General features: G+C 71.5%; 15 protein-coding genes. 10 read left to right on the top strand and 5 right to left on the bottom strand.

Translation table 11 applies throughout. The annotated features are described in order from the left end of the window. Positions 1-53 precede the first annotated feature (53 nt). Both NLX86_RS28005 and NLX86_RS28000 read left to right on the top strand, forming a co-directional pair. Positions 54-896, top strand: coding sequence for a patatin-like phospholipase family protein (locus tag NLX86_RS28005; protein ID WP_254374586.1), 843 nt, complete (start codon positions 54-56; stop codon positions 894-896). A gap of 37 nt (positions 897-933) precedes the next feature. Continuing rightward, complete coding sequence (locus NLX86_RS28000) at positions 934-1,779, top strand: fused MFS/spermidine synthase (protein WP_254374585.1); 846 nt, start codon at positions 934-936, stop codon at positions 1,777-1,779. 202 nt (positions 1,780-1,981) lie between these two features. Here the strand turns inward: NLX86_RS28000 and NLX86_RS27995 are convergent, their stop codons facing one another. After that, complete coding sequence (locus NLX86_RS27995; protein ID WP_254374584.1) at positions 1,982-3,034, bottom strand: hypothetical protein; 1,053 nt, start codon at positions 3,032-3,034, stop codon at positions 1,982-1,984. A 109-nt stretch (positions 3,035-3,143) separates the two neighbouring features. Here NLX86_RS27995 and NLX86_RS27990 point away from each other — a divergent pair, with 109 nt between their 5' ends. From NLX86_RS27990 to NLX86_RS27975, 4 genes are all read left to right on the top strand, one after another. Then, positions 3,144-3,581: a DUF4442 domain-containing protein gene (locus NLX86_RS27990; protein ID WP_254374643.1), complete on the top strand. Its 438-nt coding sequence runs from the start codon at positions 3,144-3,146 to the stop codon at positions 3,579-3,581. 154 nt (positions 3,582-3,735) lie between these two features. Then, positions 3,736-4,398, top strand: coding sequence for a DedA family protein (locus NLX86_RS27985; RefSeq protein ID WP_254374583.1), 663 nt, complete (start codon positions 3,736-3,738; stop codon positions 4,396-4,398). A 74-nt stretch (positions 4,399-4,472) separates the two neighbouring features. Continuing rightward, positions 4,473-5,003, top strand: coding sequence for a gamma carbonic anhydrase family protein (locus NLX86_RS27980; protein ID WP_254374642.1), 531 nt, complete (start codon positions 4,473-4,475; stop codon positions 5,001-5,003). A gap of 77 nt (positions 5,004-5,080) precedes the next feature. Next, entirely contained in the window at positions 5,081-5,842 is a 762-nt protein-coding gene (locus tag NLX86_RS27975; protein WP_254374582.1) for an acyltransferase, read from the top strand. A 7-nt stretch (positions 5,843-5,849) separates the two neighbouring features. On the opposite strand, the gene NLX86_RS27970 is transcribed toward NLX86_RS27975, so the two are convergent. After that, complete coding sequence (locus tag NLX86_RS27970) at positions 5,850-6,716, bottom strand: DMT family transporter (protein WP_254374581.1); 867 nt, start codon at positions 6,714-6,716, stop codon at positions 5,850-5,852. A 93-nt stretch (positions 6,717-6,809) separates the two neighbouring features. Here NLX86_RS27970 and NLX86_RS27965 point away from each other — a divergent pair, with 93 nt between their 5' ends. Both NLX86_RS27965 and NLX86_RS27960 read left to right on the top strand, forming a co-directional pair. Continuing rightward, entirely contained in the window at positions 6,810-7,382 is a 573-nt protein-coding gene (locus NLX86_RS27965) for an XRE family transcriptional regulator (protein ID WP_254374580.1), read from the top strand. Positions 7,383-7,425: 43 nt separating this feature from the next. Further along, on the top strand, positions 7,426-7,980 hold the full coding sequence (locus NLX86_RS27960) for a YbaK/EbsC family protein (protein WP_254374579.1): 555 nt from the start codon (positions 7,426-7,428) through the stop codon (positions 7,978-7,980). Positions 7,981-8,248: 268 nt separating this feature from the next. On the opposite strand, the gene NLX86_RS27955 is transcribed toward NLX86_RS27960, so the two are convergent. After that, positions 8,249-8,656 carry a CoA-binding protein gene (locus NLX86_RS27955; protein ID WP_254374578.1) on the bottom strand — a complete coding sequence of 136 codons (408 nt, stop codon included), beginning with the start codon at positions 8,654-8,656 and terminating at the stop codon, positions 8,249-8,251. Positions 8,657-8,716: 60 nt separating this feature from the next. Between NLX86_RS27955 and NLX86_RS27950 the strand changes: the two genes are divergently transcribed. Further along, a complete protein-coding gene (locus NLX86_RS27950; RefSeq protein ID WP_254374577.1) occupies positions 8,717-9,343 on the top strand; it encodes a YigZ family protein in 627 nt (208 codons plus the stop codon). Between the two features lie 33 nt (positions 9,344-9,376). Here the strand turns inward: NLX86_RS27950 and NLX86_RS27945 are convergent, their stop codons facing one another. Next, positions 9,377-10,204, bottom strand: a complete 828-nt coding sequence (locus NLX86_RS27945) for a tyrosinase family protein (RefSeq protein ID WP_254374576.1) — start codon at positions 10,202-10,204, stop codon at positions 9,377-9,379. 37 nt (positions 10,205-10,241) lie between these two features. Further along, positions 10,242-10,631 (bottom strand): tyrosinase cofactor, encoded by a 390-nt coding sequence (locus tag NLX86_RS27940; RefSeq protein WP_254374575.1) that lies wholly within the window; start codon positions 10,629-10,631, stop codon positions 10,242-10,244. A 340-nt stretch (positions 10,632-10,971) separates the two neighbouring features. Here NLX86_RS27940 and NLX86_RS27935 point away from each other — a divergent pair, with 340 nt between their 5' ends. Then, positions 10,972-11,349 carry a DoxX family protein gene (locus tag NLX86_RS27935; protein ID WP_254374574.1) on the top strand — a complete coding sequence of 126 codons (378 nt, stop codon included), beginning with the start codon at positions 10,972-10,974 and terminating at the stop codon, positions 11,347-11,349. The last annotated feature ends 251 nt before the right edge of the window (positions 11,350-11,600 follow it).

Raw genomic sequence — 11,600 nt, 5'->3', positions numbered from 1 at the left:
GGCGCCGTCCGTCACACTGCTGCCAGTAACACGGACGACGGAGGGCGGCGGCGATGGGCGGCACGGCACTTGTGCTCGGCGGGGGCGGCCTCACCGGCATCGGCTGGGAGTGCGGCATTCTGCACGGCCTGACCGAGGCGGGTGTGGACCTGAGTACCGCCGAACTGGTCGTCGGCACGTCCGCGGGATCGATCGTCGGCGCGCAGCTCATCTGCGGCCTGCTGACCACCGTCGAGCTGTACGAGCGTCAGCTCGCCGACGCCACCGGCGAGCGCGTGGCCCGGCTGGGCACCGGCCTGATGGCCCGGTACGCCTGGGGTGTCCTGCGCTCCCGGGACGCCGAGGGCTACGGGGTGCGCATGGGCGCCATGGCGCTCGCCGCCCGTACCCCGGAGGAGTCCGAGCGGCGGGCGGTCATCGCCGCGCGGCTCGTCTCCCACGAGTGGCCGGACCGGAGGCTGGTGGTCACCTCCGTCGACGCCCTGACGGGCGAGTTCAAGGCGTTCGACCGGGACAGCGGGGCCGGGCTCGTCGACGCCGTCTCGGCCAGCTGCGCGGTGCCCGGTGTCTATCCGCCCATGACCGTCGGCGACCGCCGCTGGATCGACGGCGGCATGCGCTCCTCGGCCAACGCGGACCTGGCCGCCGGATACGACCGCGTGGTGATCCTCGCCCCCATCACGGCAGGCGGCGGACCCATCGCCTCCGCCCGCACCCAGGCCGCCCGGCTCGCCGCCGACGGCGCGCGCGTCCTGCTGATCACCCCGGACCGCGCGGCCCGTGACGCCTTCGGCCGCAATGTGCTGGACCCCGCCCGCCGGGCGCCCGCCGCGAGGGCGGGTCTGGCGCAGGCCGCCGCGCACGCGGAGGAGGTCGCGGCCGTCTGGACGGGCTGAGCGGCTCTTGGCGCTGCGCCGCGCGCACAATGGTGCGGTGAACGAGCCGATACCCGTGACCCGGGACGTGGACGGGGGCACCGCCAAGCTGATGCCCGACGTGGACCTGCCGCGGGCCTGGTTGCTCACGGTGGACGGGGCGCCGCAGTCGTACGTGGACCTCGACGAGCCGACCCACCTGGAGTTCGAGTACGCGCAGCGGCTCGCGCACGTCGTGGACTGCGCGGCGGACGAGGGCGCCCCCCTGGACCTCGTTCACCTCGGCGGCGGGGCGCTCACTCTGCCCCGGTACGTGGCCGCGACCCGGCCCGGTTCACGGCAGGAGGTCGTGGAGGCCGACCACGGGCTGCTGGCGCTCGTCGCCGAGCATCTGCCCGTACCGGACGGCGCAGGGATCGCCGTGCACGGCACGGACGCGCGGGCGTGGCTGGAGAGCGCGCCGGCGCGCTCCGCGGACATGCTGATCGCCGATGTCTTCGGCGGCTCACGGGTGCCCGCGCACCTGACGTCGATCGAGTACGCGCGCGCCGCGGAACGGGTGCTCCGGCCGGACGGCGTGTACGCCGCGAATCTCGCCGACGGCGCGCCCTTCGCCTTCCTCCGCTCCCAACTGGCCACCTTCGCGGCCGTCTTCGCGGAGCTGGCGCTGATCGCCGAGCCTGCCGTCCTGCGCGGGCGGCGCTTCGGCAACGCCGTACTGCTGGCCTCGCACGCGGAGCTCGACATCGCGCTGCTGGCCCGTCGCACCGCGTCGGACGCCTTCCCGGCGCGGGTCGAGCACAGTGCGGCGCTGACCCGCCTCATCGGGGACGCGGTCCCCGTACGGGACGAAGAAGCCGTGCCGTCACCCGAGCCGCCCGACGGGGCCTTCAGCATCGGCTGAGGCCGCGACCGCCGCGGCCACATGCTTCGTACGGCGGGTCAACTGCCGCACCCCGGGCACCAGGAGCACCGCCGGGCCTGCCGGCGCGGTGGCAAGCAGCACCATACGGGGTCGGCGGGCGGGGGCACCCGGGGACTGTCCCCGCCGCCGCCCCGGATTCCCAACCGGTTTTTCCGGGCGGGCGGTTGCCGGTCGGCCGAGGTCAGCCCGAGGTCAGCCGGACCGTGCCCAGGATCTTCTGGATGGTCGCGTCCGGCACCTCGTCCTTGACGCCCTTGGCGGCGTAGAGCACCCAGGTCGAGAAGTCGCCCTTGGCGGTCTTGAAGGTGAAGGCGACCGACTTGCCGTCGGAGTCGCACTTGGTCTTCTTCGTGACGCCGACGGCGGTGGCCGTCACGACGTGGCCCTTGAGCCCGGACGTGCTGGTAAAGGCCTTTGCAGGGGTCATCTTGACCGTGCTCTTGGGCATCTCCTGGGCGTATGCGCCCCAGACCCAGGTGCCGGCCTCGTTACGGGCGGCCTCGGCGGTGTTCTTGGCGCCCTGCCCGCCCTTGGTGCCGGTGCCGGCGAGGCTGGTCTCCTCCGTATTGCCGTCCTTGTCGGAATCGTCGGTGCACCACTCCTCCTTCAGGAAGGCGGGCGCCGACATAGTGATCATGGGTGCGCCGTCGTCCTTCTTGGCGTCCGCGAAGCCCGAGTAGGTGTCCGGTGTCTTGACGACCCACTCCGGCGGAACCTCGAAGGCCGTTCCGTACTTGGGGTTCACCACGACCTTCCAGCCCGCGATGAGCGGCTTCTCCGATCCGGTGCTGCCGTCACGCGGGTTGGCGGCCGGGGACGAAGGCGCTTCACCGGCCGGCTCGGACGGCGACGCCGACTGCTTGCCGTCGCCTTCGGCGGTGGGCTTCGCGTCGTCGCCCTTGAAGACCAGGACGCCGGTCACCGCCGCGGCCACCACGACGACGGCCGCCGCGACGATCGCCACCGTGGCGGTCTTCTTGCCACCGCCGCCCTGGGGCGGCTGAGGGGCACCCAGCGGAGCCGGCGGGACGTTCCACTGCGGGGCCGTCGGCTGCTGGTACGGGTTGGGCTGCTGCGGGTAGCCCGGCGGCTGTTGCTGATAGCCGGGCTGCTGGTACGGATTCGGCTGCTGGTAACCCGGACCCGGCTGCTGGTAACCCGGCTGCTGGTACGGATTCGGGTTCTGGTCCTGCGGGTTTTGCTCGCCCCCGGGCGGCTGCTGTCCTGGCCACATGGCGAGTAACGATAGAGGTGCCGCGCCACCCGGGCTACGGCCGCCCCTCTTCCGGGATGGCCAACGGCCTTACCGGTGGGTAACATCCTGGGTCATGAGCGCAGACCAGATGTCGATCGGCGAGATGCTCGCCGCCACGGTGCCGATGGCCCGCACGCTGAACCTGGAGTTCCTCGAGACCACCCCGGAGCGGGCGGTCGTGCGGATGCCGGACCAGCCCGACTTCCACAACCACGTCGGCGGCCCGCACGCCGGTGCGATGTTCACGCTGGCGGAGTCCGCCAGCGGCGCGATCGTCCTGGCCGCTTTCGGCGACCAGCTGTCGCGGGCCGTGCCGCTCGCCGTCAAGGCGGAGATCGGCTACAAGAAGCTCGCCATGGGCGTCGTCACCGCCACCGCGACGCTCGGTCGTCCGGTGGCCGAGGTGGTCGCCGAACTCGACGCCGGCGGCCGCCCCGAGTTCCCCGTGGCCATCGCGATCCGGCGCGAGGACGAAGCCGTGACGGGTGAGATGACTGTCGTGTGGACCCTGCGCCCCCACTCCTGATCTCGTCCGCACCGCCGCACCGCAGGGCGTCCCGTCGGGGGCGCCCTGCCGCGTTCCGGAAGCGGCCTGCCCTCGCGCGACCGGGTAGGCTGCCCGCCGTGCGCCGCCGCGGCGCGCGACCGGGCAGTGGCCCATCGAGCGGGAGGAACCGGCGTTGCATATCCAGGAGTGGCTCGAGACCGTCCCCGCGGTCAGCATCTACATCCTGGTGGGTGTGGTCATCGGACTGGAGAGTCTGGGCATCCCGCTGCCGGGCGAGATCATCCTGGTCAGCTCGGCACTGCTCGCCTCCCAGCACGGGGACGTCGATCCGGTGATCCTCGGCGCGTGCGCCGTCGCCGGCGCGATCATCGGTGACTCGATCGGTTACGCGATCGGGCGCAAGGGCGGCAAACCGCTGCTGGAGCGGCTCGGCCGCAGGTTCCCCAAGCACTTCGGCGAGCAGAACATCGCCATGGCCGAGCGGTCCTTCGAGAAGTGGGGCATGTGGGCCGTCTTCTTCGGCCGCTTCGTGGCCCTGCTGCGGATCTTCGCCGGCCCGCTGGCGGGTGTGCTGCGCATGCCGTACTGGAAGTTCGCCATCGCCAACGTGCTCGGAGGCATCCTCTGGGCGGGCGGCACTACCGCGGTCGTCTACTACGTCGGCGTTGTGGCTGAAGCCTGGCTGAAGCGGTTCTCGTGGCTCGGCCTGGTGCTGGCCGTGGTGATCGGCGTCACCTCGATGCTCGTCATCAAGAGCCGCGCGAAGAAGGCGGCGGCGAAGCCGCAGCCGCCCCAACCGACCCCGGAACGCGAACTCGCCCCGGCAGCGGACTGACCCGGCAGCCGGTGACCTCGCGGCATCGCTTACCGTGCCGGTAGGTGCGACGGAGGAAGAGCGAGGAGCAGGCGATGGCGGAACAGGCGTTGATTTCGGGTGTGGGCGGCAAGGAGCCCGACATCGCCCCCGAGGCGTTCGCCGCCCCGACGTCCGTCGTGATCGGCGACGTGACGATGGCGGCGGGTTCGAGCGTCTGGTACCACGCCGTGCTGCGCGCCGACTGCGGCCCGATCGTCCTCGGCACCGACAGCAACATCCAGGACAACTGCACGGTGCACGTCGACCCCGGCTTCCCCGTCACGGTCGGGAAGCGGGTGTCCGTCGGGCACAACGCCGTCCTGCACGGCTGCACGGTCGAGGACGACGTCCTGGTCGGCATGGGAGCCACCGTGCTCAACGGCGCGCACATCGGTGCCGGTTCGCTGATCGCCGCTCAGGCCCTGGTGCCCCAGGGCATGCGGGTACCGCCGGGCTCGCTGGTCGCCGGTGTGCCCGCGAAGGTCAGGCGGGAGCTGACCGAGGAGGAGCGCGAGGGCATCAAGCTCAACGCGATGATGTACCTGGAGCTGGCAAAGGGCCACCGCGAGGCGCACGGCGGCTGACGACCGAGGCGCGCCGGCCGAGGCCGGACGGTCAGGTGGCGCGGAGCGCCCGGCCTACCGGCGGGTACCGTGTAAGGGTGCCGAAGAACCGCAGCACGTTCTCATCGCTCGCCGCCTGGCGGCGCCGCGCCGTGTCCCGTGCCGTCCACCGCGGCTGGCAGTGGATGCAGCGGACCGGAGCGGTGACCGCCGACACCCCGGGACGGCTGCGCTTCGGGCGGATCGGCACCGGCACCCGGCTGGCGTTCCCGCAGGGGACGGTGTTCGGTGAGCCGTGGATCCACCTCGGTGACCACTGCATCATCGGTGAACAGGTCACTCTGACCGCCGGCATGATGCCCGGTCTGGATCTCGGCGCGGAACCGATACTGCTGCTCGGTAACGGGGTCGTACTCGGCCGCGGCAGCCATGTCATCGCGGACACCCGGGTGGCCATAGGCGACGACACGTACTGCGGCCCGTACGTCTACATCACGTCCACGAACCACAGTTACGACGATCCGCACGAGCCCGTCGGCAAGCAGTGGCCGCGCATGGAGCCGGTGGAGATCGGCCCGGGCTGCTGGCTCGGCACCGGCGCCGTGGTGCTGCCCGGAGCACGGCTGGGCCGCAACGTCGTGGTGGCCGCCGGCGCGGTCGTCCGGGGCGAGGTGCCCGACCACGCCGTGGTGGCCGGGTCGCCCGCGCGGATCGTACGGAGCTGGGACCCGGAGGCGGGCTGGCAGCCACCGCTGCGTACCCCGCCTCCCGTACCGATACCGGAGGGCGTCACCTCGGAGCAGCTGCTCGCACTCGCGGAACTGGACGCGGAGCAGGCGTCCGGCGGCGGCGCGGCCTGAGGCCCGCTCAGCCGGTGGCCAGCAGCACCGTGCCGACCAGCGCGAGGCCGGCTCCCGCCGCCTGCACCCCCCGCAGCCGCTCCTTGAGCACCCCGCGGGCGGCAAGCGCCGTCACCACCGGGTAGAGCGAGGCGAGCACGGCGGCGACGGTGACCGGGCCGTGCTGGGCGGCGATGGAGTACGTACCGTTCGCCGCGACGTCCGCGAGGCCCACGAAGGCCAGTGCCGGGAGCGAGGCGCGGATGACGCTCCACCCGCCGTCCTCGGGCAGGGCGCGCCCGCCGCGCCGGACGGAGATGTACAGCGCGGCGCCGCCCGCCGCCACGTTGGTCACCCGCTGCACGAAGAGGGCGAGGAAGAGGCCCGTCAGGGTGCTCGACGCCTCGGCGATCAGGGCCATGACCGCGCCGAAGCCGAAGGCGGCCACCAGGGTGAGCAGGAGCGCCTGCCGCCGCACCGGCGCACCGCGCAGCTCCGGCCCGCCCGCCAGGACGATGCCCGCCACGGCCACCGCGATACCGGCGAACTGCAGCAGCCCGGGACGCTCGCCCAGCACCAGCCCTACGCCGACCGGCACCGCGACGCCCAGCGAGCCGAGCGGGGAGACGACCCCCATCGGGCCGAGGGCCAGCGCCTTGTAGAAGGAGAGCATCGCGACCGGTCCGACGATGCCCGCCGCCACCGCGAACCACAGCTGCGGACCGGTTTCGCTCCAGGCGCCGGTGGCCACCACGATCACCCCGAGCACGACGACCGCGATCCCCTGGGAGACGACGACCACGGTCAGCGCGGGGATGCGCCGCGTCAGCAGGCCGCCGCCGAAGTCGGCCAGTCCCCACAGCAGGCTGGTGGCCAGGGCGAAGAGTGCTGTCATGGCGGACCTCGCAGTACAGTGCAGTGAACGATCAGGTGCACCACACCGTAGTTCAATCTATTGCACCCTGTCATCCAGAATATTGGACGGAACGTGTCGGACCTCGACCAGCTCACGCAGTCGCTCGCCCGGAACCTCAAGCGCTGGCGCGGTGAGCGCGGCTTCACCCTGGACGCCCTCGCCGCACGGGCCGGGGTCAGCCGCGGAATGATCATCCAGATCGAGCAGGCCCGTACGAACCCGAGCGTCGGCACCACCGTGAAGCTCGCCGACGCCCTTGGGGTCAGCATCACCACACTCCTCGACTACGAACAGGGCCCGCAGGTCCGGCTCGTACCGCCGGACCAGGCCGTGCGGATGTGGTCCACCGACGCCGGGAGTCACACCACCCTCCTCGTGGGCACCGAGAAGCGCGGGCCGCTCGAACTCTGGGCGTGGCGGCTGATGCCGGGGGACGCGAGCGCCTCCGATCCGCACCCCTCCGGGACGGTGGAACTGCTGCACGTCACCGCAGGCGAACTCACCCTGCTCGTCGACGGTGAGCCGTACGCCGTGCCGGCCGGAACCTCCGCGACCTTCGAGGCGAACGTTCCGCACACCTACCGCAACGACGGGCCGGAGGTGGTGGAGATGACCATGGCGGTCTCCATCCCGCCCGTCGGCTGAGACGCCCAACCGGGTCCGCCGTTCGCCCTGTTAGCGTGCGGGCATGCGCGCTCCCCTCGGACACTTCGACGATGCCACGCCCGCTCCCGACTGCCTCGATCTGCTGACCCCGCCCGTGGCCGACGCGGTCCGCGCCTGGCGCGGAAGCGTCCCGGCCGAGCAGATCATCTACGTCGACACCGACCCGGCCATCGCCGACACCGCGGCGTTCGTCGAGCACTACGGCCGGGAGCTGCTCGACCGGTCGGCGAACTGCGTCGTCGTCGCCGCGAAGCGCGGCGGCGAGTCGACGCTCGCCGCCTGCGTGGTCCGCTCCGCCGGCCGGGTCGACGTGAACGGCGTGGTCCGCCGCCAACTCGGCGCGCGCAAGGCATCGTTCGCCCCGATGGACACCGCCGTGGAGCGGACCGGCATGGAGTACGGAGGGATCACGCCGATCGGCCTGCCGGCGGACTGGCCGCTGCTCGTGGACTCCGCCGTCATCGACATTCCGTACGTCCTGATCGGCAGCGGCCGGCGCCGGGGCAAGATCATCGTGCCCGGCAAGCTCTTCGCGGAACTCCCGGGTGCCGTGGTGCTCGACGGTCTCGCGGTCTGAGGCGAACCCGCCAGTACATCTTCCCCGTCTGTCTTGCCCGTACGTCTTGACTGGGGGCAAATAGGGAGGAAACTGGTCAATACACCGGACAACCGGAAAGAGCCGCACCCGTCGTCGGAGACGTCCGCCGACCTGCGTGACCCTGTTCTCGGCTCTGGCCAGGCCCCCGGCAGCTCTTCTCGATACCGGAGTCATCAGCGACGACTGAGACTCATGGCGTCGATGAGGACTACCGGGGACTGTTGTGCGCTCAGCCCAGTTTGCGCCCTCAGCCCAGCCGCGGGATCTCGATCGCCGGGCAGCGGTCCATGACCATGTCGAGACCGGCCGCGCGGGTCCGCTCGTACGCGACCTCGTCGATCACCCCGAGCTGGAACCAGACGGCCTTGGCGCCCGCGGCCACCGCCTCGTCCGCCACCGGCCCGGCCAGATGGCTGTTGACGAAGACGTCCACCACGTCCACCGGGAACGGGATCTCCGCGAGCGAGGCGTACCCCTGCTCACCGTGGACCGACTCCGCCTTGGGGTGTACGGGCACGACGCGCTTGCCGAAGCGCTGCAGCACAGCGGCGACGCCGTAGGCCGCCCGCGCACGGCTGTTGGACAGGCCGACCACCGCCCAGGTGTCGCCCTTTGAGGTCAGGATTCTGTGGACCGTCTCCGCGTCTGCATACATGTACCGCCACAACCGGCGGCCCGCCCCGGCCATTCCCCGGGCCCCGCATAGGGTGGGGTGATGCAGGAGCAGTACCGCACGGTCGCCCGCGAGGGCGTGCACGAGACCGAGATCAACCGGTCGCGCTTCATCTGCGCGCTCGCGCCCGCCGCCACGGAGCAGGAGGCGCAGGAGTTCGTCGCACGCATCCGCAAGGAGCACCCGGCCGCCACCCACAACTGCTTCGCGTATGTCATCGGCGCCGACGCCTCCGTACAGAAGGCCAGCGACGACGGTGAGCCCGGTGGGACCGCCGGCGTGCCGATGCTGCAGATGCTCATGCGCCGCGAGATCCGTTACGCCGTCGCCGTCGTCACCCGCTACTACGGCGGAGTCAAGCTCGGCGCCGGCGGGCTCATCCGGGCGTACGGCAGAGTGGTCGGCGAGGCCCTGGACGAACTCGGCACCCTCACCCGGCTGCGGTTCCGGCTGGCCACCGTCACCGTCGACCACCAGCGCGCCGGGAAGATACAGAACGACCTGCGGTCGACCGGGCGCGCGGTGCGCGACGTGCGGTACGGCGAGGCGGTCGCCATCGAGATCGGGCTGCCGGAGTCGGACGTCGAGCCGTTCCGGGCGTGGCTCGCGGACACCACTGCCGGAACGGCCGTGCTGGAGCTCGGCGGCGAGGCGTACGGGGACGCCTGAGCGGTCCCGTACGCCTCACCCGTCACCGGGCGGTCAGGCCGCGCTGTCGAACGTGTAGTGCGCGGTGTGGTCCAGCAGGTCGGCCGGCGTGACGTCGTTCCACGGCCGCATGGTGCCGCGGAGATCCACGACGTTCGGGGTCCCCGCCGCGGGCAGGTACGCCGCACCGGGGTGCCGCGCCTGCCAGTCGGACCAGAGCTTGTCGACGAAGGCGTGGTGCAGCCAGAACACCGGGTCGTTGGGGGAGACCCCGGTGGCCATCTGGCCGCCGACCCAGATGTGTATCCGGTTGTGCAGGTTCACCCCGCGCCAGCCCTCGAGGTGGTTGCGGAAGCCGTCCGAGGCGCTGTTCCACGGGGGCATGTCGTACGTCGCCATCGCCAGCACCGAGTCGGTCTCGGCCCGCGTCGGCAGCGGGCGGCCGCCGCTGCCGAGCGCCCGGCGCAGATACGTACGCCCGTCGACGCGTATGTTGACCGGCCAGTTGCCGGCGCCGAAGGCGAACGGGCCGTCCAGCACCTGGCCGTCCCTCGCGCGGCCCGTACCGCCCATGAAGTCGGCAGCCCATAGGGACGAGGCGGTGGTGCGGTCGGCCGTCCAGTCCCAGTACGGGAGGGCGACGGACGGGTCGACCGACTGGAGTGCCTGTTCGAACTCGATCAGGAATCTGCGATGCCAGGGCAGGAACGACGGTGAGCGGTGCCCCACGCGGCTGCCGCTGTCGGTGTCGCTCATGATGAAGCCGTTGTGGGTGGTGACGAAGGTGTCGTAGCGGCCGCTGCGCTTCAGCTCCAGCAGCGCGTCGACGAAGCGCCGCTTCTCGGTCGCGGACAGATTCGCCTGGTTCTTGCGTACGGTCATTTGCGGTGTCTCTCAGCTCTACGGGACGGGTCGGACGTCAGGCTCTGGCGAGCGGAACGAGCGCGGCGCCCTGCAGTTCCAGCACCGCGGCCCGGGCCACTGCGCGCGGCGTGGAGAACGTCTCGTAGTGGTTGACCACGCTGATCCAGCTGCCGTCGGCGTTCTGCATGACATGCAGCTCCTTGCCGTCGACGAACACGGCGTAGCCGACCCCGTGGTGGTGCGAACCCCCGTGGGGCTTCCCCTTGATGCGGCGACCCTTGAAGATCTCGTCGAACTGCTGCGGCCCTCCGCCGTGCCGCGCGGCGTCGTGTTCGCCCCGGTCGGGCCGTGACGCCGCACTGGCGACGGTGGCAAGGGCAGTGGCGGAGAGTGTGATCGCCGCGGCGCCCAGCGCGCGGCGGCGGGTGAGTCCGGATCCGGACATGTGGAGAACCCCCTGTGGTGATTTCCCGGCCGACCTGGTCGAGGTCGTCCTGGGGAAATGCCTACAGGCGCGTGGGCGGTGGCCGTTAGTCCGGTCGGACGGGTTGGCCGCCATCCGGACATGTCCCGATCCGAAGTGCAGAGTTGAACAAAAATGATCTTGTGGCGTGGGCGGCTGATCGGCACGTGAAGTGAAGATTCTGTGGCGAAAGCCCGGTGAAACCGCAGGGATTACTGCGTGTCCCGTCTCCGAGTGGCCGCCCTCACGCCCTCAAGCTGTCCTGAACCCGTCAGTAATAAGCTGCTCGCCACGTCGTCGTCCGACCGCCCTGGAGGCCGTCTTGTCCGCCACCACCGACCGCTCCGCCCGGCTGCTCGTCGCTCTCCTGGCCGGGGCCGGCGCCGCGCACTTCCTGATACCGAAGCAGTTCGACGCCGTGGTGCCCGAGAGCCTGCCAGGCAGTCCGCGCGCCTGGACGCAGGCAAGCGGAGTGGCGGAACTCGTCCTGGCCGCCGGCATCGCTGCGCCCCGCACCCGGCGGGTCAGCGCCCTCGCGGCGGCGGGATTCTTCGCGGCCGTCTTCCCCGCCAATGTGAAGATGGCCTACGACTGGCGGACCCGCCCCGCGCCGCTGCGGGCGCTCGCGTACGGGCGCCTGCCGCTCCAAGTACCGCTCGTTCTCTGGGCGAAGAAGGTCGGCGACGCAGCGCGCCGCTAGGGGGTGTCCGGTCGATCAGGCCGGATCAGCGCGCGGCGGCTGGTGCACTGCACTCGCTCCGCTCGCTCCGTCTCGGCTCTTTGATTCATCCTCCGGATGCCGAGCGCAGCTGCAAGGCGGCCGGATTCGGCCATAGCGGAGCTATGGGTGGATTTGGCCAACGCGGCAGATGTGGGTGGCTGGGGGCGCCTCTGGGGGCACCCCGAGCGGTAGCTGGGGGAGCGACGGGAGCCCGGCATGATCGGCCGGAC

Origin of the sequence: Streptomyces sp. A3M-1-3, assembly GCF_024213665.1 — a bacterium.
Lineage (GTDB): Bacteria > Actinomycetota > Actinomycetes > Streptomycetales > Streptomycetaceae > Streptomyces.
The sequence above is the reverse complement of the archived record's forward strand: the minus strand, read 5'-3'. Positions and strand labels throughout refer to the sequence as shown.

Coding starts and splice junctions, on each gene's coding strand:
- NLX86_RS27990 (WP_254374643.1), top strand. CDS start 3,144: ATGTCGATCGGCGAGATGCTCGCCGCCACGGTGCCGATGGCCCGCACG.
- NLX86_RS28005 (WP_254374586.1), top strand. CDS start 54: ATGGGCGGCACGGCACTTGTGCTCGGCGGGGGCGGCCTCACCGGCATC.
- NLX86_RS27940 (WP_254374575.1), bottom strand. CDS start 10,631: ATGTCCGGATCCGGACTCACCCGCCGCCGCGCGCTGGGCGCCGCGGCG.
- NLX86_RS27960 (WP_254374579.1), top strand. CDS start 7,426: ATGCGCGCTCCCCTCGGACACTTCGACGATGCCACGCCCGCTCCCGAC.
- NLX86_RS27950 (WP_254374577.1), top strand. CDS start 8,717: ATGCAGGAGCAGTACCGCACGGTCGCCCGCGAGGGCGTGCACGAGACC.
- NLX86_RS27945 (WP_254374576.1), bottom strand. CDS start 10,204: ATGACCGTACGCAAGAACCAGGCGAATCTGTCCGCGACCGAGAAGCGG.
- NLX86_RS27980 (WP_254374642.1), top strand. CDS start 4,473: ATGGCGGAACAGGCGTTGATTTCGGGTGTGGGCGGCAAGGAGCCCGAC.
- NLX86_RS27970 (WP_254374581.1), bottom strand. CDS start 6,716: ATGACAGCACTCTTCGCCCTGGCCACCAGCCTGCTGTGGGGACTGGCC.
- NLX86_RS27955 (WP_254374578.1), bottom strand. CDS start 8,656: ATGTATGCAGACGCGGAGACGGTCCACAGAATCCTGACCTCAAAGGGC.
- NLX86_RS27995 (WP_254374584.1), bottom strand. CDS start 3,034: ATGTGGCCAGGACAGCAGCCGCCCGGGGGCGAGCAAAACCCGCAGGAC.